Origin of the sequence: uncultured Lactobacillus sp. (assembly GCF_945290125.1) — a bacterium.
In the GTDB taxonomy this organism is placed as follows: Bacteria; Bacillota; Bacilli; order Lactobacillales; family Lactobacillaceae; genus Lactobacillus; species Lactobacillus rizhaonensis.
On the sequence record NZ_CALYQV010000015.1, the window covers coordinates 1 to 21,192 of the forward strand.

The 21,192-nt window shown below is 35.7% G+C and carries 19 protein-coding genes; 9 read left to right on the forward strand and 10 right to left on the reverse strand.

The genetic code is table 11. The features are described 5' to 3' along the window. Window positions 1-565 precede the first annotated feature (565 nt). Window positions 566-841, forward strand: coding sequence for a hypothetical protein (locus Q0K80_RS03900; RefSeq protein WP_294603422.1), 276 nt, complete (start codon window positions 566-568; stop codon window positions 839-841). 68 nt (window positions 842-909) lie between these two features. Here Q0K80_RS03900 and Q0K80_RS03905 read toward each other — a convergent pair whose 3' ends face one another. Continuing rightward, window positions 910-1,281: a hypothetical protein gene (locus tag Q0K80_RS03905; RefSeq protein WP_147446411.1), complete on the reverse strand. Its 372-nt coding sequence runs from the start codon at window positions 1,279-1,281 to the stop codon at window positions 910-912. Window positions 1,282-1,458: 177 nt separating this feature from the next. On the opposite strand from Q0K80_RS03905, the gene Q0K80_RS03910 reads away from it, so the two are divergent. Together Q0K80_RS03910 and Q0K80_RS03915 are read left to right on the forward strand one after the other, a co-directional pair. Continuing rightward, a complete protein-coding gene (locus tag Q0K80_RS03910; RefSeq protein ID WP_294603429.1) occupies window positions 1,459-3,054 on the forward strand; it encodes a sensor histidine kinase in 1,596 nt (531 codons plus the stop codon). 1 nt (window position 3,055) lies between these two features. Further along, a complete protein-coding gene (locus Q0K80_RS03915; protein ID WP_294603431.1) occupies window positions 3,056-3,742 on the forward strand; it encodes a response regulator in 687 nt (228 codons plus the stop codon). A 90-nt stretch (window positions 3,743-3,832) separates the two neighbouring features. On the opposite strand, the gene Q0K80_RS03920 is transcribed toward Q0K80_RS03915, so the two are convergent. The 3 genes from Q0K80_RS03920 to Q0K80_RS03930 all read right to left on the reverse strand — a co-directional run bounded on the left by Q0K80_RS03920 (window position 3,833) and on the right by Q0K80_RS03930 (window position 7,507). After that, window positions 3,833-4,831 carry an NAD(P)-dependent oxidoreductase gene (locus tag Q0K80_RS03920; RefSeq protein ID WP_294603437.1) on the reverse strand — a complete coding sequence of 333 codons (999 nt, stop codon included), beginning with the start codon at window positions 4,829-4,831 and terminating at the stop codon, window positions 3,833-3,835. Between the two features lie 18 nt (window positions 4,832-4,849). Next, window positions 4,850-5,929, reverse strand: a complete 1,080-nt coding sequence (locus tag Q0K80_RS03925) for an AEC family transporter (protein ID WP_294603440.1) — start codon at window positions 5,927-5,929, stop codon at window positions 4,850-4,852. 249 nt (window positions 5,930-6,178) lie between these two features. Beyond that, window positions 6,179-7,507, reverse strand: coding sequence for a replication-associated recombination protein A (locus Q0K80_RS03930; protein WP_294603492.1), 1,329 nt, complete (start codon window positions 7,505-7,507; stop codon window positions 6,179-6,181). 162 nt (window positions 7,508-7,669) lie between these two features. On the opposite strand from Q0K80_RS03930, the gene Q0K80_RS03935 reads away from it, so the two are divergent. Together Q0K80_RS03935 and Q0K80_RS03940 are read left to right on the forward strand one after the other, a co-directional pair. Beyond that, on the forward strand, window positions 7,670-9,193 hold the full coding sequence (locus Q0K80_RS03935; RefSeq protein ID WP_294603443.1) for an SLAP domain-containing protein: 1,524 nt from the start codon (window positions 7,670-7,672) through the stop codon (window positions 9,191-9,193). Between the two features lie 206 nt (window positions 9,194-9,399). Then, window positions 9,400-10,917: an SLAP domain-containing protein gene (locus Q0K80_RS03940; RefSeq protein WP_294603445.1), complete on the forward strand. Its 1,518-nt coding sequence runs from the start codon at window positions 9,400-9,402 to the stop codon at window positions 10,915-10,917. 64 nt (window positions 10,918-10,981) lie between these two features. Here the strand turns inward: Q0K80_RS03940 and Q0K80_RS03945 are convergent, their stop codons facing one another. Then, window positions 10,982-11,311 carry a hypothetical protein gene (locus tag Q0K80_RS03945; protein ID WP_294603447.1) on the reverse strand — a complete coding sequence of 110 codons (330 nt, stop codon included), beginning with the start codon at window positions 11,309-11,311 and terminating at the stop codon, window positions 10,982-10,984. Continuing rightward, window positions 11,272-12,819 carry a BspA family leucine-rich repeat surface protein gene (locus Q0K80_RS03950; RefSeq protein ID WP_294603450.1) on the reverse strand — a complete coding sequence of 516 codons (1,548 nt, stop codon included), beginning with the start codon at window positions 12,817-12,819 and terminating at the stop codon, window positions 11,272-11,274. The genes Q0K80_RS03945 and Q0K80_RS03950 overlap by 40 nt, the downstream gene beginning before the upstream one ends. Window positions 12,820-13,001: 182 nt before the next feature. On the opposite strand from Q0K80_RS03950, the gene Q0K80_RS03955 reads away from it, so the two are divergent. Then, complete coding sequence (locus tag Q0K80_RS03955; protein WP_294603452.1) at window positions 13,002-14,525, forward strand: SLAP domain-containing protein; 1,524 nt, start codon at window positions 13,002-13,004, stop codon at window positions 14,523-14,525. A gap of 163 nt (window positions 14,526-14,688) precedes the next feature. Here Q0K80_RS03955 and Q0K80_RS03960 read toward each other — a convergent pair whose 3' ends face one another. The 4 genes from Q0K80_RS03960 to Q0K80_RS03975 form a co-directional block, all read right to left on the reverse strand. After that, window positions 14,689-16,554, reverse strand: coding sequence for a BspA family leucine-rich repeat surface protein (locus Q0K80_RS03960; protein ID WP_294603454.1), 1,866 nt, complete (start codon window positions 16,552-16,554; stop codon window positions 14,689-14,691). 48 nt (window positions 16,555-16,602) lie between these two features. Beyond that, the gene (locus tag Q0K80_RS03965; RefSeq protein ID WP_294603455.1) at window positions 16,603-17,520 is read right to left on the reverse strand and encodes an HNH endonuclease; all 918 of its coding nucleotides are present in this window, start codon (window positions 17,518-17,520) and stop codon (window positions 16,603-16,605) included. A gap of 118 nt (window positions 17,521-17,638) precedes the next feature. Then, window positions 17,639-17,779 (reverse strand): hypothetical protein, encoded by a 141-nt coding sequence (locus Q0K80_RS03970; RefSeq protein ID WP_109917899.1) that lies wholly within the window; start codon window positions 17,777-17,779, stop codon window positions 17,639-17,641. Window positions 17,780-17,956: 177 nt separating this feature from the next. After that, window positions 17,957-18,316, reverse strand: a complete 360-nt coding sequence (locus tag Q0K80_RS03975) for an iron-sulfur cluster biosynthesis family protein (protein ID WP_294603466.1) — start codon at window positions 18,314-18,316, stop codon at window positions 17,957-17,959. 188 nt (window positions 18,317-18,504) lie between these two features. On the opposite strand from Q0K80_RS03975, the gene Q0K80_RS03980 reads away from it, so the two are divergent. The 3 genes from Q0K80_RS03980 (at window position 18,505) to htpX (ending at window position 21,186) form a co-directional block, all read left to right on the forward strand. After that, window positions 18,505-19,605 carry an SLC13 family permease gene (locus tag Q0K80_RS03980; protein WP_294603468.1) on the forward strand — a complete coding sequence of 367 codons (1,101 nt, stop codon included), beginning with the start codon at window positions 18,505-18,507 and terminating at the stop codon, window positions 19,603-19,605. Between the two features lie 107 nt (window positions 19,606-19,712). After that, on the forward strand, window positions 19,713-20,273 hold the full coding sequence (locus tag Q0K80_RS03985; protein WP_294603469.1) for a LemA family protein: 561 nt from the start codon (window positions 19,713-19,715) through the stop codon (window positions 20,271-20,273). A 16-nt stretch (window positions 20,274-20,289) separates the two neighbouring features. Then, window positions 20,290-21,186: a zinc metalloprotease HtpX gene (htpX, locus tag Q0K80_RS03990; RefSeq protein ID WP_294603471.1), complete on the forward strand. Its 897-nt coding sequence runs from the start codon at window positions 20,290-20,292 to the stop codon at window positions 21,184-21,186. The last annotated feature ends 6 nt before the right edge of the window (window positions 21,187-21,192 follow it).

Genomic DNA, 21,192 nt, shown 5'->3' on the forward strand with positions numbered 1-21,192 from the left:
AATGGACAAGTCTTCTTCAGGTGAAAACTTATAGTATGACAGTCCACTACCTCTTTGTTCCAGATTAACAAAAATGAAATGATCTTCTAGTTCGCTATTAAATTTTTAGGGAATGCAGGCATCCCCTGGACCACCATGTAAATATAAAATAATCGGCTTCTGACTTTGCTTTGAACTAATTGAAAAATAAAGTTTTGTCCCGTTAATCTCTACGTTTTCTATCACTGATGTACTCATTTTTTGGCCTATATTCATATAATCGATTGCTATTATGCATACACTGCTACTTTATTTAAGTATATTATTAATGCCGCTATTTTGTAAATTCCAAATTAAGTTTGACAAAAATCAGGTTCTATTATTATATGTAGATAAATAGTCAACAAGCATTACGCTAGTAGAAAACCCTCTACTTTTACCTCATTATCGGAGAAAAACTCATGAAGAAAAATGGTTACAAAATTACTACCTACATTTTTGGATTCTTATTTATTATCACTTTAGGCTTTTTGCTCTATGATACTAGAAACCCGCCCACTATTTTCGGGGGTTTTACTAATATGCAATGCCACTAAATCCTTCCAATCCTCATGTGGAAATTTCGTTTGGTTTGGACCCCGAATATGCTATAAATATCGACGGACATCAATTTGAAAGAGGCACATATAAACGCATAAGTGACAGTGTGTTTAGCTTAAAAGCAAATAATGGTAAAGAGAATGGTGTCGCTTTTTTATCAAATAAAGGTTCATACTTGTTTCACTCTAAACTAAAGAAAAAGCTGATTAGTATTGAAAAGTTTTCGAATAAGCCAGAAATAAAGCCAGGGACTATCAAATAGTCTAACGTACTTTATGCTAGAAAAAAACCAAGCAGTATAGTTGCCTGGTACTCAAATCTTGTTAAATTTTATTCATTTTTACCTTCAGCTTGGTAAAATTTAGCCCGATTAATTAAATAGTCAAATAAAATCACACAGATTAGATTTAATACAATAATTAAGAGTATCAATAATGGGTGATCTTCTTGCTCATCTGTCATATTCAACAAATATAAAGTTTCAAAACTAATAGGTGCACCTTGTAATGCCATAAAATAAAATAAATCATTTTCGACTTGCTTAGTAAATGTTTCTTCTTTTACTTCAAAGCAAGCTGTAGCAATTATTGTTATGATGAATGCACTAATTGACCATATTAAGTTATAATTCGGCTTATTGGAGAAAAAAGCCTCCATTTCAATTATACACAACCACAGTAAAGCAACTCTTGCTAATTTCATTTTCATCTCATTTCCCACAGCCTTTCTCTTCTAATTTATTTTAATCATTTTATCATATTTTACAGTATAAGTAAAATGTGATTTTATTAAAAACGTTATTCTAATAATAATTAAGGGGTCTCAGCTGTATGAAAGAGATATTAAGTTATCCAATATCAAAATATCAAAGGCAGATATATGTTTAAAAAAACACGTTTTACGCTGCAAACAAAAACTATTTTTCTGGTTTTCTTTACCACCATTGTTTTTATTCTAACTGCTGGAACCATCACCTCATACAAAGTAGCGCAAAATCAAAAACAAATCATCAAAGAAGAAATTAATAGTGTGTCTAAAATTGTCGCCAATAATGAGCAGGTACAAATTGCTTTAAGAAAAAAAGTCAAACCCACAACATATAACCCGATCCAAAAATATGCCGAACAAGTTAAAAAAGAAACTAAAGTAGACTTTATTGTGATACTTGACGATAATTACGTCCGCTATTCCCATCCTTCCGAGAATCATATAGGCAAAAAATTTAGTTCGCCTTCTGATGCTCAAAAATCAAGTTCTGGTAAGACGCATTATTCTCACCGTATGGGTGTTTTGGGAACTGGCTACCGGATTTTCCGCCCGATTTTTGCACACAAGCAGCAAATCGGAATAGTTTGTGTTGGCTTAACCGACAAATCAATTAATAAAGTTATTCGAGTCGCCCAAAGATCAGTTGTAATTGGCTCTCTAGTTTCATTAATAATTGGCATACTGCTGGCTTTATTAATATCAAGACGCATTAAAAAAACGCTGTTTGATATGGAACCAAACGAAATTGCATTTAAGCTCACAGAATTATATGCTATTAATGACAGTATTGATGAAGCGCTTATTGTTGTAAATAATCACAAAATTTTAATTACTGCTAATTACTTGGCTAAAAAATCCTTTCCTTCCTTAATGGTGGGAAAAGCCCTGGATAAAAATCTAATTGATTTATTATTTGCAGACAACCAACAATTACCTAAAACAAATGAGCTTGTCTTAATCAATGCTAAAGAATATATTGTTTCAGTTAGTCAACTGGTATACCATAAGCAGATTTTTGGTCAAGTAGCTCTACTGCAGGATCAGTCCAAATATCAGAAGTTATCCGAACAGCTTGCCGGTAGCCAACAATACATTCAGTCACTAAGGGCACAATCACACGAATTTTTAAATAAATTGCAGGCAATTTACGGCATGATTGAATTAAAGCAGTATGATCAAGTTAATTCATTCATTGCAAAAATAAACCAAAATTACCAGCAAGAATTTGGTCAATTGAATAAACAGCTCGAATCTCCTGCGCTTGTTGGCTTTTTAACTGGAAAAATGAACCAGGCGCAAGAACAAAGAGTCAACTTGGAAATTACGCCAGACTCCAATTTACCGCAAAAGGTTGTAACTGAGCAATTAAATTTAGACCTGATTAAAATACTGGGTAACCTCATTGACAACTCGTTAGCAGCAATTAAAGATAGTGGCAAAATCACCTTGGCAATTAATTTCGATAGTGAAAGCTCAGTCTTAATTATTGAAGTTGCTGATACTGGTACTGGCATTTCATGTGAAGTTAAAAAGCATTTATTTAAACAGAAGTATTCAACTAAGGGCAAGGATCACGGCTATGGACTTATTCTAGTGCAGCAAATCATTAAATCCTATAGTGGCCATCTTGAAGTTTCATCTTGTAAGCCTCATGGTAGCAATTTTTATATAGAATTGCCTTTGCAGGAAAAACACGAAAAGGAATAAAATGTTAACAATTTTAATAGTTGAAGATGACCCGATGGTCAGCTCGATTAACAAACAATATTTAATGAGAATTATTAAGCCAGAAAATCTGACTGTTTATCAAACCGCTACTGCCAAAAAGGCACTAGCAATTACTAAAAACATCAATCCTGATCTAATTCTACTTGATGTTTACCTTCCTAAAACTTCTGGCACCGAATTACTGGAACAATTTATTCAACATAATCTCCATCCCAATGTCATTATGCTTTCCGCCGCCAAAGACAGTACCAACATCAACATGGCTTTAAAGTATGGCGTTTTGGACTACTTGCTTAAGCCCTTTTCTTTTAAGCGTTTTAAAGAGGCAATTGAACATTTTTTAAAATATAACAAGGTGCTACAAAAAAACAACACGGTATCACAAGGTGAACTTGATCATATTTTTATTACTCAAGATATGAATAACTTAAATGATGAGACCGGGTTGCCTAAAGGACTTTCAGACTTTTCTTTAACAAAAATTGAAACTGCTATTTCCCAACTTGCCGATGAATTTTCCAATCAAGATGTAGCTCGACAATCAAAATTATCACGCATTACTACCAAAAAATATTTGGATTATTTGGAAAAAACCGGCAAACTTTCCACTAAAGTGCACTATTTAAAGGTTGGTCGACCAATTAAAATATATAAATTGAATAAATAAAAAAACAAGCTATTGTGAAATGACCCCCAAATTTAGGACAAATTTGGGGGTCATATCATTGTCGTAGCTTGCTTTTTATTTAGATAAATTTTAGTCAAGTTTCACATCATTATCAGTATGACCAGTCTCTAATACTTGGTGGAAATTTTCATAACTGACATTAATCATGTCCGTTAAAGCAGGACTGGTATATGAACCAATATGAGGAGTTAATAAAACTTTAGGATATAATTCTGTTAATTGTCTGGTCAAATCATTAGTGATATTGCCATTATAATTATGGCCTAAAACTTCTGCTTCATCAGGCAGAACATCGCTTGCAAAGCCGGCAATTTGACCATCCTTAATTGCCTTAATAACAGCAGGATAATCAGCCAGTTGCGATCTGGCAGTATTGACCAGAACCGCATTGTTCTTCATTTTACCTAGAAAAGTTTCATCTATCAAATTATCATTTTGCCCTGGAAAATATGGTACGTGAATTGAAACAATGTCTGATTGAGCTAATAATTCGTCTTGACTTACAAACTTTACGTATTGTTTGGCAAAATCACTCGGATAAGGATCATAGCCCAAAACATTAGTCCCCATGCCATGATACAGTTGTGCTTCCGTAGCTCCAATTCTACCTGTACCTATAATACCTACTGTACTTGAATGAACTTCACCTGAAAAAGTGGCAGTCGAAACTGAAAAGTTTCCCTTATTAGTCAAGGTGGTAGCTAAGGCGGTATGTCTAAAGAGCATCATTCCTAAAGTCATAGCTAATTCAGCCACTGCGTATGGTGAATAAGCAGGAACGCGGGCAACTTTCATATCATTTTTTTTAGCGGCCTTGAGATCAATATGGTTATATCCCACTGTTCTCGTGAAAACATATTTAATGCCCCACTCATTGAATTTAGCTAAGTTGGTTGCATCACCTACACAGTTGGCTCTGAGTAAAACTGCATCTGCTCCTTTAGCTGTTTCAACATTATCATGGGTTAGCATGTCGGATTCCAGTTGCAATTCATAATTATACTTATTTAATTTTTTAAAATAATCCACTTCATTTTCACGAACACCATAGGCTACTATTTTAAACATTTACAAATTCCCTCCTAATTAATGAAATATACCAATTTGACTCAAAACGCCCAGAAAAGCGATCCATATTGGCATGGCAATAACCGCCATAATTGTTGAAATAAATGATGCATCAGAAGATAACACCGGCTCACGATCAAAACTGATTGCATAAGATGATGCAACAGCTGCAGTTGGGGTAGCCATCATGATAATAATTGTTCCCAACGCAATGTAGCTGACAGGTAAAATATTAGTTACAGTTAAAAGAACCAAGAGCAGTAAGTTCAAGATTGGCACTAGTATAACCTTGTTAAAGCTGTAGTACCAAGAAGTCTTGTTGGCAGCAGCTTCTTTGAATGAGGTTGAGCCTAAAGTTGAACCGATTGATAACCAAGCCAGAGGTGAAGCCAGATTTGCTAAGTATTGCATTGGTTTATACAGCCAAATTGCGGTTTGGTCAATACGGTAAAACGCAACGTGAACTATTGGTGCATTGGCATTGATTACACCGTTAACTGCTTGTTTAACAGCTACTTGAGGCACATAATTTTGACACAACCATAAAATCAAACCCAAGAATGTAGCAATTACGACTGGGTTAACAAACATCTTCTTTAAATTGCTGGCCTTCATCTTTAATCCAGACATCTTTATGTATGCATACGAATATAAGAAGATACGGTAACCGATGTTAAAGATGGAGCTGTACATGATACCCTTAGGACCGAAAACAGCCCCTACAATTGGAATACCAAAGAAAGTAGTTGAACCAAATGTAGTTAGTACGGCTAAAACATCTCTTTTATCTTTAGGGTATTTAACATAGGACAATGGGGTCAAGAATATCAAAATGATATAAATTACAATTCCCCAGATTAATACGTTCATCCCTTGTGATAAAGTTTCATTACTAATCGGCTGCATGAATGAGTTAAAAGCCAATGCTGGTAACGCAACTGTCAAAACTATTTTGGACAATATTTTACCAAACTTTTCGGTAAAAATACCGCGTTTACGCAGGTAAAAGCCCAATAGAATAATGAAAATTGTTGACGTTATTGAACTGACAATCGCAACATTCGAAAAAGTTACTTTGATTGCTTGCGCAATATTCATTTTATTTCCTCCTATTAGTTATTCTTTTCACATTGATAATACTACTTATTTGTGAAATTAATAACTTTATCAAACTAAAGTAACCTTTTGTAACTTATGTAAATTTAAAAGCCGTGACTTTCACTTCTGCTGTTAATCTCAAAATTAGGGCAAATTTGAGATCATAACAAACAGGCAAATCACAATGGAAGTGATTTGCCTGTTTTTAGTTATCGCTCGAATAGCGAAATTTCTTTAATTCTTATCTAATTAATCAAATTTATCGTGTTCCTTGTGCCATTCTTTAATCTGCTCCAGCCTTTTTTTAAAGCGGTCTTCATGACCTTGTGAGGTTGGCAAATAATATTCGTGTCCCTCTAAACTCGGTGGCATAGTTTTCATTGTTGTTAACTTGTCTTTGGCATAATGCGCCAGCTGGTAACCTTTACCATAGCCCAAATCTTTCATCAACTTAGTCGGAGCGTTGCGAATTTGCAAAGGCACTGGTTCATCAATCGTCTTTTTGACATCTTCTTCAGCGGCTAGTCTAGCTTTATAAACCGCATTTGACTTTGGCGCAAGCGACAAATAAATCACTGCTTCAGTCAAATGCACATCACATTCCGGCATCCCTATAAATTGACAAGCCTGAAAGACGTTGACCGCCACATTCAGTGCATTAGTATCTGCCAAGCCAATATCTTCACTGGCAAAGCGCACTAGTCTACGTGCAATATAAAGTGGATCTTCTCCCCCTTCAAGCATCCGCGACAGCCAATAAATTGCCGCATCTACATCGCTGTTACGCATTGATTTATGCAAAGCGGAGATGATATTGTAGTGTTCTTCTCCGTCTTTGTCATACAAGACTGACTTCTGCGTGATTAATTGTCCCAGACTATCCATAGTCACAGCAATCGTATTACCATTTTTGTTGCCGTTTAAGACTGCCATTTCCAGCGTGTTTAAAGCCGTCCGGGCATCACCATTGGCAAATTTGGCAATGGCTTTAATCTCCTGCGAACTGATTTTAACGGTTAATTTACCAAAGCCATTAGGGTTATGCAAAGCATTTTGCAATAACTTGATAATATCTTTGACTTCAAGCGGTTTTAAGACAAAAACCTTGCAGCGCGAAAGCAGCGCTGAATTAACCTCAAAAGAAGGATTTTCGGTAGTGGCACCAATTAACGTGATACTGCCACGTTCAACATAGGGTAAAAAAGCATCTTGTTGTGCTTTGTTAAAACGATGGATTTCATCAACAAATACCAGCGTTTTTTGTCCTACTTCGTGTTCTGCTTCAGCCTGCTTCATAATTTTACGGATTTTAGTAATACTGCTGTCAACTGCACTAAAGTTGAAAAAACTCGCCTGACTCTGCCGAGCAATTATTTCCGCCAAAGTTGTTTTGCCGACTCCCGGTGGTCCCCAAAAAATCATTGAGGAAACCTGGTCATTATCAATGATTTCCCGCAATATTTTCCCCGGTCCCAGCAGTTGTTCTTGTCCTACAAACTGATCTAGGTTTTGGGGACGTACACGGTTAGCCAATGGTTCATTTTGCCCATTATTTGTAAATAATGATTCTTGCTTCATCATGACATCTTCTTTTTATTTACTTTCAGACAATTATTAACCTAATTATACAAGCATTCGTCCACCAACGAAAATAATCGAACACTTGTTTGAACTAAATTTATTAATTAGTTTGCAGTACAATGATATAAGTAAAGAAATTGTATATTATGAGGTGAAGATATGAAATTTTTCAAGAAAATTGGTATTGGCTTAGCCGCAACAGTGTTGACAATTGGTCCGCTGATGCCAAGTCTAAATCATATTCAAACAGTGCAAGCTGCGCCAAAAACACAAAAACTAGCTAAAAACAGAATTACTTTAGTCAATGACGCACCCGTATATAATCAATATGGTCAAAGACTTAAAGCAAGAAAAAACGGGAATTATTCTGTAATTGAACCAGATGTTAATGGTTTCTGCTATGTTTCTTCTTTTGATGTTGACTCCTTAGATTATTACGGCACAATAATGATTAATGGGCAAAAATACTATAAAATTGGTCAAGGAGAATATATTAATGACGGTGATGTTAATAACGTTAACGGTAAAAGCTCTAAGACCGGTAAGCTGGTTTTGAATCACAGTTCTGCGATCTATACTAAAACAGGTAAACTAAAAGGCAAGACTCTACCAGTTAAATCAGTCGTTAACTATCAGGGCCAGGTTAAGCAAACCCAATCCAAGCAAAAATATTACTTTGCAAAATTTAACGTTTCTGAGCAAAAGGCAACCTTTTATTACTTGCCGACAGAAACAGTTAATGGTAAAGACTGTTATGCAATAGGGAAAAATCGTTATATTAGAGCAAATAACGTTGACAGTATAGATGGCTATCCTCTTATGTATAATGGCGTTACCTATGCTACTGTTCTCAAAAAGACGACAACTCAAACATTAACCAATGATTCCACTAAACACGTTCTAAAAAAGGGTCAAAAAATTAAAGTTGATTTAGCGGTTGAGCCTTGGGCAGAAGACTTTGAAGGCTATATCTATCGTCTGCACGATTATCCTAACGAATATGTTGGTCAAAGTTACATTAAATTGAGAAACTATTTGCCAACATCAAGTTACGATGAACTTACATTCACCTATGTAAGGCCTAATACAACGACAAATACTAAATTCTATAATTTTGACGGTACTCCAACAGGTATCAGTTACAGGAACCATAAGCAAAGCCCCTTGACCGTTGATGGTCTTTATTACTTATGGGTACCTAGTGAGAAGAAAGCAGAACTGTTTTATCACTTTTTAACCTACAGAATAGACAGAAACTATTTTGTTAATAACGATGGTACTGACCTTAAAAAACCAGAGCTTGACAAAAACAATAAACTAATTGAATCGACAGAAGATAAGATTCGCTATACTAACAGTTTTGTCAAAGCTAGTGATGTTACTTTTGCCGGTGGAATTAAACTTACCCCTCTCAATACTGCTAAAGACGCCGAAAATGATCAGAAAGTAGCAACAGATAAGGATAAGCAAGAATTGCAAAGAAAATTTGAGGAAAATAAGAATAACAAGAATGTTAAGTGTGAGCAACAAAGTGCAGTAAGTAATTATAATAATGCTTTGATGATTGCTTCTTCTGTTTTACAATCTCCAAAAGCAACGATTGCACAAGTAAAACAGGCAATTTGGCTACTTGACACAACCAAAATTCAATTAAGTACTTTAAACTTTGCCGAATGGAGTTAAATTAAAAATAGAGTTAGTCCACTTTTATGGTGGATTAGCTCTATTTTTATTGCTTAAATTTATTGAATATTTTGAAAACCATTTTACCCTTGCAAAAATATTGAAAGCTACGCAAAAGTTTAAGTAATTTATATAATAAAACAATTTTAAGCAGCATTTTAGGTTACAATGATATTAACTTAAGTAATTTTTTGCGAGGTCTAAAAATGAAATTTTTCAAGAAAGTTGGCATTGGTTTAACAGCACTGACTCTAGCCAGCAGTCTATTTTTACCATATACCGCTAACTCCCAAACAGTAGAAGCTGCTCAGAAAGCCAAAGGAGAAGTTACGCTGCTTAAAAACGATTATGTTTATACTCAAGCAGGCCATAAAATAAAATTGAATATTGATCACGGTTATACCGTTCCTAACGGCTTTGCTGCTGATCCCAAGGGCTACGTGATTACTGATATGGAAATTGATGAATATAGTGACGGCAGAACCAGTTATGCTTACTACGGCACTAAAAAAATTAACGGGCAAAAATTTTACAATCTTGGACATAACTATTACGTTAAAAATGTCGCAATTTTAGAAGTAAAAGGTCGCAATATTAAAAAAGGCAAATTAGTAATAAATCACAATTCACTGATTTACACCAAGACTGGCAAAGCAACCGGTAAGAAATTAAGAACTAATGCAATTGTCAAGTATCAAGGAAAAGCTAAGACTGCTACTAAAACACCCAAATATTTTTACTATCTTAAAGATATAGACAGATACTTCAAACCCCGATACATACCTACTCATAAAATTAAAGGGAAATATTATTATTCTTTAGGGCATAATCGCTACATCAAGGCAGCCAATGTCGGTTACATTAATGGTCACATTGCTCGTTACAACGGCACTGTAAATGCCACAGTCACTAAAAAAACCTATACTACAACAATAAATTTTTCTGCCGCAAAGCGGAAACTCAAAAAGGGACAAAAGATTAAACTTGATTTAACTGTTATTCCTTATGAAAGTGATGGCTTCGAGGGCTATATATACAGATTACATGATTACCCGGATGAATATGTTGATGAGGACAATGTTAAGCTGAAAAGGAATCTGCCTATTATTGATTACAGTGACTTGGTTTACACCTATGTTACTCCACTAGCAAATAACAGCGTTGAACTTTATGACACATCTGGCAAGTCAATTGGTAAACGCATCATAAAGCCGCAATACAGTAATCTGACAGTTGACGGCTTAATGTATCTCTGGGTACCCGAGGAAAACAAGGCGGAACTGTTTTATCATTGTTTAAATTACAGTGACGCTAGTGTGATTGATGCCAACCAACCAAACCCGGTGCCAAATTCAGAGCCAACTTACCCTGCAAAAAAGCAAGCACTAATTTATGGCAATAACTTTATTAAGGTTAACGCTGTTAAATACGTCAGTGGATTAAGGCTAAAAGCCCTGAATACGATTGAGCAGGCTGAAAATGGGCAAAAGATTGCTACAGGAGCTGACAAACAGGAACTGCTCACACTTTTTAATGAAGGAAAAGATCTAGAAGAAAATAGCGCTTATCATGATCTCATGTCTAATTATGATTGTGCTTTAAGAAATGCTTCTGCTATGTTAAGGTCTGATAAGGCAACTGTCACACAGGTAAATGAAGCTGTCTGGTACGTTAAAACGGCAAAAGAGCAGCTGACAACTATGTCTGTCCCTCAGGGGGATTAAATTTTTTAACATAAACAAAAAGACTAATTCGTAATTAAAAACGAACTAGCCTATTTTGTCTTATCTATTTAAGTTTGAACCCTTTAGGCAGTTGCGGCTTTTTGCCATTATACATGACATAAGTTTCTTTAGGACTCTTTTTAGCAGAATGGTTATACAGTTTTAGTAATTGCTTTGCAGTATATTTCTTGCCTTTAGGTTTTCTAATTGTGCCTTTACCTACTGCTTGGATATGTTTAAAGCCTTTGCCCACTCCCGAACTCTTACGTAAGCAGTAATGCCCGAGTTTGACAACAAAGCCTTTGGGATTTCCAGCATTTTTCAAAATCTGACTATTATGAATATTAAAATGACTTAAATCAACTCCAGCGAGCTTCTGATCATTAGTAAACATTTCCGTTGAATCGTATACTTTTGGTAACCGCCAGCCACGCAGATCAACAAAAACAAGATTATCACAGTCCATAAACATTTCGCTGACCCTGGTAACTTGGCGGGTACCCAAGTATGCAGGTCAAGCTGCTCAAGACTTTTCGCGCCCTTAAACATCCTAAGCATATCAGTAACGTTGGTAGTATTAAAGTGCCTCAAATCAATGTCTTTCAGACTGCTGTCGCCACTGAACATATAATTCATCCAGCGTACGTTCTTGGTGTTCCAACCCGTTAAATTGAGTTTGACCAAAGAGCTGTTTCCAGAAAACAGCGACATCATATAAGTAACATTGCTGGTATCAAAATTACTTAAATCCAAACTAGTAACAGCCGGATTGTGGGCGAACATTTCTCTCATATCTTTAACTTTACTCGTATTCAAGTGACTGAAATTTAGCTGATCCAAGTGAGCGAATTTTGCAAACATCCCCGACATATCTATAACATTACCAGTATTAAAGCCACTTAAGTCAAGTTTAGTTAAGTTAGAACACCCTTGAAACATATTTTTCATACTGGTGACTTTTTTGGTGTCCCAATTAGCCAAGTTTAAGTGAATAACTTTACTGCCCGAAAACATTTCCGACATATTAGTCACTTGACTGGTAGCAAAATTACTCAGATCAAGACTTGACAAATTTTGGGTACTGGAAAACATATCGGACATATTATTAACTTTTCTGGTATCAAAGTGCTTAAGACTTAGTTCAGGAACTTTTATTCCAGCAAACATACCAGCCATGTTAGTGACATTACTAGTATCAAAATTAGCCAGATTAAGTTCTGCCACCTTGCTATCCGCAAACATCTCTGCCATATTGGTCACTTGGCTGGTAGCAAAGCTTTTTAGATTAAGATGTTTCATCGGACTGTTACTAAACATACCGCTCATATTTGTGACTTTGCTGGTATTAAAACTGCTTAAATCTACTTCTGTTAGTGCTGTGTTGTCAAACATTCGTTCCATGCTAGTCACTTGGCTGGTGACAAAGTGACTAACATCAGCTTTAGTTAAAGCTTTGTCATTAGTAAAAAGCAAAGCCATACTTGTCACTTGACTAGTATCAACTTTGTCCAGGCCCGTAATATCCTCCAAATGCTCCAGACCGGCAAACTTTTCTGCCGAATTCGGAGCCATTTGAACCGTTGTTTCAAACACAATATGCTCAATATTGCCAGACCATTTAAACTGCTTTAAAAACGGTGTGCTTGATAATTGACTACTCTTTTGCGGGCCACTAATCCGCAGGGTTCTGCTAATAACGTCGTATTTCCACGTGCAGCTACCATCAGTGCCAGTCCAAAGACCGGCATCAGATGGCAAACCTGTCGCACTAATTGGGACAACAGTAGGAGTTGCTGCTGCAGCTACATTTAAGTTAGTTTGCACCGTTACGACTAAACCTAATGCCAGTGTTGCAATACCTATCCCAGTTTTTTTAAACTTGCTTAAATTTGGTATCTTCATCTTGAGACCTCTTTTCTCTTACCCTCATTATAAGAGCATTTTGCTTAAATCTAATTAATAATTTAAAACTTAAGTTAAACTTTGTCAGACCTATATCCTTTCACATTAAGTCATATGTTTCTACAAGTATATTAGGTTATAATAAATTTGACAGAAAGTAGTAGAGATAGTGAGGGGAAATTATGAAGCTGACAAAAAGAATTGGAATTAGCCTGGCTATTTTAGCACTGGTCGCGACTCCACTTGTAGCAAATTGCGATCAAATACAAACAGTAGTGGCTGCTAAAAGCAGTAAAAAGACCGCAAAGGGTAAAATTACTTTAATCTATGGTGCCCATCTTTATAATAAATATGGTCATAAAATTAAAAACAAGAATAACGATCTGCCATATGCGGAAGATGATGCCAGTGGTTATAAGTATATCTATAGCTTTAATGCAGATGTTATGAAATACTATGGCACTAAAAGAATTAAGGGCCAAAAATTCTATAATATTGGTAAAGGTTGCTATATTAATGCTGCAGATGTCAAGGAAGTTAACGGTAAAAACAGTAAAAAGGGCAAATTAGTTTTATTACAAAAATCAGCTGTTTATACTAAAGCCGGTAACAAGAGTGGTCATACTTTACCTAAGCGAGCTATCGTTAAATATCAAGGCAAAGTTAAACAAGTTAAAGCAAAACCGAAATACTATTATACTAAATACTTTAACTCAGACAACAATGAGCATATTTTCTATCTGCCACTCACAAAAATTAAAGGGAAAAATTATTATACCATTGGTAAAAATCGCTATGTCAAAGCCTATAATGTTGCAAGTTTAGATGGTTATCCTCTAACTTACAATGGGGTTACAACGGCCACCGTTCTCAAAAAGACAGCCACTCAGACTTTAAACGAAATGAAAACTAAACATATTTTAAAAAAGGGGCAGAAAATAAAAGTTGATTTAGCCGTTGAACCTTGGGCAGAAGACTTTGAAGGCTATATTTTCCGCCTGCATAATCATCATAATGAATACATAGATGAAAACTGTATCAACCTGAGAAATTACTTACCAACGACCGACTACTCTGATTTAACCTATAGTTTTGTTACTGCAAAGACTACTGCAAACGTTAAACTCTATGATGCCACCGGAAAACCTGTTGGGATTAGTTTTAACACTGCAAAGCAGTCTAACTTTAATGTTGACGGCTTGTTCTATATTTGGAATGGGGCTACAAACAAAGCTGAGTTGTATTACCACCTTCTGAGTAACAATTTAGACAGAAAAGCCCTTATCAATAATGATGGCACACAATTAAAGGCCCCGGTGACTGACAAAAAATATGGTCCAATCATTCTCACCACTAATGAAAAAATAATAGCAGCTAACAGTTTCGTCAAAGCAAGTGATGTGAAATTTAGCTGGGGCATAAAACTTTCTCCTGTAAACACTTCATTAGCAGCTGAGCAGAAACAAAAAGTAGCAACCGACAGCGATAAAGTGAAGCTCCAGAAAGACTTTGATTCTGGACAACAAACTATTAACGAGAGTGTCCATTATGATGCACTTATGCAGAGCTATGACTATGCTTTAGCTAATGCTGCTGTTGTCTTACGGTCGAGCAAAGCGACGCTGGCACAAGTAGATCAGGCAATCTGGCTGTTAAAAACCACTAAAAAACAGATAAAAACTTTAAACTTCCCTGAATTCGCCTAAAGCTTACTAGAAAGACAAACAAAAAAGGATTAGTTCTGAAATGAGCTAATCCTTTTATTTTACTAAAAATCAAAAATGAAATGATTTTGGTAACTGAGATTTTTTACCGTTATACATGACATAGGTTTCTCTAGGGCTCTTTTTGGCAGAGTGATTATACAGCTTAAATAATTTGCTTAGCAGTATATTTTTTGCCTTTCGGTTTTCTAATTGTTCCTTTGCCTACAGCTTGAATGTGCTTAAATCCTTGACCTACACCTGAACTCTTACGCAAACGGTAGTGGCCCAATTTCACAGCAAACCCTTTAGGATTGCCTGCCTGATTTAAAATCCTGCTGTTATGAATATTAAAATTAGTCAGATCAACCCCTGCTAATTTCTTGTCCTGTATAAACATATCAGTCGCATCAATCAGTTTAGGCATGTGCCAGCCGTGTAAATTAACTTTAGTAAGATTAGGACATTGAGCAAACATCTCACTTACTTCAGTTAATTTACGGATGTTCCAATTATGTAAATCAACAGTTTTGAGACTCCGATCATTTTTAAACATCTCATATGCTTCAGTGAGACTATTAGTTTTAAGATGACTTAAGTTAATATTGACAAGCTGCGGGTCATTTTTAAACATGCGACTCATACTCCTGACCCGTTTGGTATTCCAGCCTTTCAAATTAACCGTTTTTAAATTGGCATCATCACTAAACATGCCAAACAAAGTCGTATTAGACTTAGTATTAAAATGACTTAAGTCTAAGCTGGTAATTTTTTTCATACCAGAAAACATATAGCTGGTGTTAGTCACCTTGCTGGTATTAAAATGACTAATATCAAAATCAGTTAAATTTTCAGCATCTTCAAACATCATAAACATATCAGTCACCTTACTGGTATTAAAGTGCTTAATATTTAAGCTGACCATATTCTTTAATCCAGCAAACATACTGCTCATGTCAGTAACATTGGCAGTATTCCAACCCGTTAAATTAAGTTGTTTTAATGCTGCATCGTTTGAAAACATACCTGACATATTAGTTACTTTACTAGTATCAAAATTACTCAAATCCAAATTGGTCAAATTTGAATCTCCAAAAAACATAGTTTTCATATTTTGAACATTACTAGTATTAAAATTGCTCAAGTTTAAAGTTCTTATGTTCTCATTATAAGAAAACATGCCACTCATATCAGTTACGTTTTTGGTATTAAAGCCTGAGCAGTCAAGCTGTTTAACCAGACAATTATTGAACATTCGGCTCATATTTTGTACTTTACTGGTATCAAAGCTATCTACATTGATTGTTTCTGCTTTGGTACCGGAAAACATATTTGCCATATCGGTTACTTTGCTAGTATTAAAATTTTTTAAATCCAGCTTTTTAAGATTGGCTACCGCAAACATACCATTCATAGTAGTTACATTTGCGGTATTCAATTTACTCAAATCTATTGCTGTAGCAGTAGCATTATCCATACCTAATCTAAAGAACATGTTACTCATATCCGTAACTTTACCGGTATCAAACTTACTAATATCTAAACTAGTAAGTTTTGCATCACCAGCAAATAAACCAGACATATCGGTTACCTCACTGGTATCAGCGTTCTCTAAACCCTTAATATCAGACAAATATCTCAAATTAGCAAATTTTTCTTTTGAGTCCGGTGCCATTTGAATCGGATTTTCAAAAACGATATGTTCAATACTTCCAGCCCATTTGAATTCTTTAGTAAAAGGTGTGCTTGACAATTGTGCTCCTTTAGCGCCGCTAACAGTCAGCGTATTGGTAAGGATATCGTATTGCCACGTGCAGCCGCCATCAGTGCCAGTCCAAAAACCTAGCTGATTATTGCTAGTGCTGGTTGCAGTCGGTTTAATTTTAGCTGTTTTATCACTCACTTTTGGTGCTACTGAAGTGGCAGAAACATTCTGCACCAGATTAGCTCCACTCATCATGCCTAGTACTGCGGCAGCCATACCGATACCTAGTTTTGTTAAAGCATTTTGCTTTAATTTAGTTGACTTCATTTTCTGACCTCCCTTTCCCTCTTAATTTCATTGTAAGCCTTTTAAAAATTAAATAATATCATCTTTCTCATTTACTTGCGCTAGTTTCCAGCCAGTCATAAAGTGCTGCTCGCGTAAAGAACGTAAGTCATCATAATCGCTTTCCAAGCTATCAATTGCATCCTGCAATTTTTTGTTTTGCTTACGTATTTGGTCCAGCTCAGGATCATTAACAACGCCTTTTAAGTGCATTTTAGCTGCTAATTCGCGGCGTCTTTCCTCAAATTCACCCTTCAAAGTAGCAAGGGCATTTTCATATTTGACCAGTTTTTGATTAATTTTAGGAATTTCATTATTCAGACTGACAAACAATTCATAGGGCATGTTGGACTTAATACGGTTGCATTCCGTGCAGGATAATATCAGATTATCAAAATCATTATTATGTGACAGTGAAACCGGATCTTTGTGATCAACGCTGCGTCCGCGTCTGCCGCAATACTGACAGCGGTAATGGTATTTAGCACGAATCCGCTCACGGTCAATATAATCAACTTCATTGAGCTTAAAATCGACGTTTAAGCCTAATTTACTTAGATTTTCGGCAAAAGTAAATTCACTGCCGGGCACAAAATCAGTTTGACCCGTTTCACTGTCAATTACGGCCTGATTAAAATCATGTGCTGACAGTTGCTGCTGGGCCAATTCATTGCCGTCATAATCCTGAATAAAAGCTTCATACCGCTTGCGCACATCATTTTTAGCTACCAAAAAAGAAGTATTGTCACTGTCTTCATCCTTACCTACAAAGGTAAACAGCAGGCATTGTGCGAAAACTTTAACTGCGCTATTGGTAAAATTCTCCGGCTTCTCTCCTCTTTGAATGCACAGATCACAGATACTGGTTAACTTGGGATTAATCAAACCTGCTTGTTTAAAATGTTTGGCATTTATGCGCAAACCGCACGCACAGCATTGAAACTTCACTTTTAAATGTTCTCCTTAAAATTAAGACATTAATATTTAACTCAATTCTACTCAATTTAAGATAATAAAAAAAGGTGGACGTAATGTCATCCACCTTTTAGTCTTATTTAAAAACAAACTATTTATTTTCGTCTGCTTTGGCCTTGTTCAAGAAAGCAACAACTGCTGCCACGTGCGCAACACGTTTCTTGCCATTTCTTTTGTTCTTAGGTCTTTGGTTTGGTTCACAACCGGTGTTGTAATTCTCACCTTTACGCATAGTACTATACTTCCTTTCAGATTTTCGAAAATCTCATATAGTTTACCACTTAAGCTATAATGAAGCAAGATTTGCTCGTACTAGATCATTTTACTGTGATTTTTAATATTAAAAAGCGGTTCTATTGGAACCGCTTAAAATCTAATAATATTTACTAAATATTATTAGTTTATCACACTAATTATTTTCACTAACTGTCATAGCAGCATCAATCACACCACTGTCGTCAGCTAAGCTAATTGCTGCATTCTTTTCATCAACTATCAAGTTATTGCCCAAATATTGCATTTCTGCAGGACTTGTGTATAAGTCAAAGCCGGCGTTATTTTCAACTTTAATTGAAAAGTCTGGATCTTGCTTATCCAAGACCACAAATTGAAAACGAGTTCCGGCAGCACAACTGCCAGCAATATTTGAGTATTTATTAGAACCGTCGTTTAACGATAATAAAACAACTTGCCCATCTTTCACACTCTTTTTAATCTTATCAGCAGCACCTGATTTAACGTTCATTTTAACTGTTTCGGAATTACTCATTTTAATATTTCCTCCTAATCCTTAGCAATTTTCTCAAGTATAGGATATATTAAGTTATAGTGTCAAAAATTATGTTTATAGTAAAAGTATCCCTCAATCTAAAAAATTATTATTGCTAATAAGGGGAAAAAAGGTCAAAATGTATATAGCGATTACAGATGATTATAACTTGTGAAAGGGGACATTTTATGACCGTCTTGAAAAAGGTTTTTAGCGATAAAATCCTGCAAATTACTTTTGTAATAACGATTGTCAGTCTTTTTTTTGCTAGACCGCGGTTTGAGGACATTAACTTACATACGATCTTTTCAGTCGCCGCGATGCTAATCATTATTCAAATATACGCCTACTTACACGTCCTTGATGTGCTTGCGTACAAACTGACCAGTATTGCTGATAATATGCAAAAATTAAATATTTTATTTACGGCTTTGGCAATTATCGCGGGGATGTTTTTGGGCAATGATATAACAGCGCTTACATTGATTCCTTTATACCTAAATATTGCTAAGAGATGTGATTTGCCCCAGATTTTACCCGTTACTTTAATCGGTATGGGCGCAAACATTGGGGCTGCCTTTACTCCTTGGGGTAACCCTCATAATATCTTTTTAGTTAGTAAGTTTTCTGTTAACGCTGTCCAATTTTTTTCATGGTCTTTGCCTTATTTAATAATGGCACTGGTTATTACGCTGATTATTTCTCACTTTATTCCCCGCAAAAAAATTCCGCGGCAGGATGTTAAACAGATTAATATCAGCTTAAGACCAACAATCATTACTACAGCAGTGTTCGCACTATTCTTCTTGGGTGTATTTAAAGTTATTAATGTTGTAATTCCGATGATTGTTGCAATTATCCTGGCATTATTAATAAACCCCAGAATCTTGCTTAAGGTTGATTTTGCTCTGCTATTAACTTTCACATGTTTCTTTATTTTCATTAGTGATATTCAACAAATTCCGATGATTGTCAGCATTATCCATACCATGATTAATTCAGAAACTTCAACTTACTTCACGTCAATCATCTCAAGTCAAATTATTAGTAATGTTCCTGCAACCATATTAGTTGGTAAATTTACCCCTTACGCTAAAGCATTGTTTTTAGGTTCCAATATAGGTGGCTTTGGTTCACCGATTGGTTCAATGGCAAATATGCTTGTGCTCAAAACTTTTACCCAAAATGCGACAGTCTCAAGGGGAGAATTTTTCAAAAAATGGACTGTAATGCAGTTCATAGGTTTGCTGGTCTTGACAGTTGTAGGCTGGGGGCTTTTATTAATTTAATAATCAATTTGGTAAAGCTTTGCTAATGAAAGGTAGTATAAGCTTCTTTTTTATACTCAAAAGTCTCTTAATCAGTTATAATTAAGAGATATATAAGGAGGAAGACTATGAACAGTTTAACTTGGATAATTGTAATTATTATTATTTTATTAATTGCAATCTATATTGCGGTATACAATGGCTTACAAAAAGCCAAGGTTTACACCGATGAGTCCTGGAGCCAAATTGACGTCCAATTAAAACGGCGTAATGACTTGATTCCTAATTTAGTCGAAACCACCAAAGGATATGCCAAACATGAAAAAGAAACACTGGAAAACGTTGTGCAGCTGCGTAATCAGTTAACTAATATCCCCAGTGATGATCATGCTCAAACCTTAAAAGTTTCCAACCAGATTTCTGATGCGCTTAAGTCTATCTTTGCATTATCAGAAAATTATCCTGACCTTAAAGCCAATCAAAACTTCTTGAAATTACAAGAGGAATTGACTAATACTGAAAATAAAATTGCCTATTCAAGACAGCTTTATAATTCATCTGCTGCTCTATATGATCAAAAACTTTTAACCTTCCCTTCCAATATTGTTGCTCACATTCATAGCTTTAAGAAAGTTGACTACTTACAAACTAGTGAATCTGAAAAAGAAGTACCTAAAGTTAAATTTTAAATACTAGGTCAGTTCTATGTTATTTCAACAAATTGCCCGCAATAAGCGCAAAACTGTGGGTATTATGGGATTGTTTGTTATTATCTTGGCACTTGTAGGTGCAGGATTAGGCTACCTTTTTAGCAACAGACCAATTTTAGGTTTAGTTATTGCCGTGATTTTTAGTATAATTTACATGCTAATTGTCTTGCCCAATCCAGCAAACATGGTTATGAGCCTCAATCATGCCCAAGAAGTTCATGAGCAGGATAATCCTGAATTATGGCACGTTGTGCAAGATATGGCACTAGTTGGTCGTGTACCCATGCCGCGAGTATTTATTATCGATGATCCCAGTCCTAATGCGTTTGCGACAGGTCGTGATCCGGACCATTCAGCAGTTGCAGTTACTCAAGGTTTACTCGAAATGATGAACCGTGAGGAACTGGAAGGTGTTTTGGGCCATGAGATTTCTCATATCAGAAACTACGATATTTTAGTTTCTACTATTGCTGCCGTGCTAGTCGGTGTCATTTCTTATCTTTCTGGGATTGCCAGCCGCTATATTTGGTGGATTGATGATGATCGCGATAGCGATCATAATAGTGGTGGTACTATCGTTGTCATTTTTAAGGTGATAGCAATAGCGTTTGTCTTAATTTTGGGGCCTATTTGTGCCAGTTTAGCGCAAATGGCGTTGTCACGTAACCGCGAATACCTTGCTGATGCTTCTTCAGTAGAGTTAACACGCAATCCGCAAGGGCTAATTTCGGCGCTTGAAAAAATTGACGGCTCTGCACCAATGAAAAAAGCTGACCCCAGCAGTGCGGGAATGTATATTGAAGATCCTATGCGTAAAAAACGCAGTTTTACCCATTTGTTTGACAGTCATCCACCAATAGCGGACAGAATTAAGCGTTTAGAAAAAATGTAAAAAAAC

Coding starts and splice junctions, on each gene's coding strand:
- htpX (WP_294603471.1), top strand. CDS start 20,290: ATGTTATTTCAACAAATTGCCCGCAATAAGCGCAAAACTGTGGGTATT.
- Q0K80_RS03950 (WP_294603450.1), bottom strand. CDS start 12,819: ATGAAGATACCAAATTTAAGCAAGTTTAAAAAAACTGGGATAGGTATT.
- Q0K80_RS03940 (WP_294603445.1), top strand. CDS start 9,400: ATGAAATTTTTCAAGAAAGTTGGCATTGGTTTAACAGCACTGACTCTA.
- Q0K80_RS03925 (WP_294603440.1), bottom strand. CDS start 5,929: ATGAATATTGCGCAAGCAATCAAAGTAACTTTTTCGAATGTTGCGATT.
- Q0K80_RS03985 (WP_294603469.1), top strand. CDS start 19,713: ATGAACAGTTTAACTTGGATAATTGTAATTATTATTATTTTATTAATT.
- Q0K80_RS03910 (WP_294603429.1), top strand. CDS start 1,459: ATGTTTAAAAAAACACGTTTTACGCTGCAAACAAAAACTATTTTTCTG.
- Q0K80_RS03915 (WP_294603431.1), top strand. CDS start 3,056: ATGTTAACAATTTTAATAGTTGAAGATGACCCGATGGTCAGCTCGATT.
- Q0K80_RS03920 (WP_294603437.1), bottom strand. CDS start 4,831: ATGTTTAAAATAGTAGCCTATGGTGTTCGTGAAAATGAAGTGGATTAT.
- Q0K80_RS03935 (WP_294603443.1), top strand. CDS start 7,670: ATGAAATTTTTCAAGAAAATTGGTATTGGCTTAGCCGCAACAGTGTTG.
- Q0K80_RS03960 (WP_294603454.1), bottom strand. CDS start 16,554: ATGAAGTCAACTAAATTAAAGCAAAATGCTTTAACAAAACTAGGTATC.
- Q0K80_RS03980 (WP_294603468.1), top strand. CDS start 18,505: ATGACCGTCTTGAAAAAGGTTTTTAGCGATAAAATCCTGCAAATTACT.
- Q0K80_RS03955 (WP_294603452.1), top strand. CDS start 13,002: ATGAAGCTGACAAAAAGAATTGGAATTAGCCTGGCTATTTTAGCACTG.
- Q0K80_RS03930 (WP_294603492.1), bottom strand. CDS start 7,507: ATGAAGCAAGAATCATTATTTACAAATAATGGGCAAAATGAACCATTG.
- Q0K80_RS03975 (WP_294603466.1), bottom strand. CDS start 18,316: ATGAGTAATTCCGAAACAGTTAAAATGAACGTTAAATCAGGTGCTGCT.
- Q0K80_RS03970 (WP_109917899.1), bottom strand. CDS start 17,779: ATGCGTAAAGGTGAGAATTACAACACCGGTTGTGAACCAAACCAAAGA.
- Q0K80_RS03905 (WP_147446411.1), bottom strand. CDS start 1,281: ATGAAATTAGCAAGAGTTGCTTTACTGTGGTTGTGTATAATTGAAATG.
- Q0K80_RS03945 (WP_294603447.1), bottom strand. CDS start 11,311: ATGTTTACTAATGATCAGAAGCTCGCTGGAGTTGATTTAAGTCATTTT.
- Q0K80_RS03900 (WP_294603422.1), top strand. CDS start 566: ATGCCACTAAATCCTTCCAATCCTCATGTGGAAATTTCGTTTGGTTTG.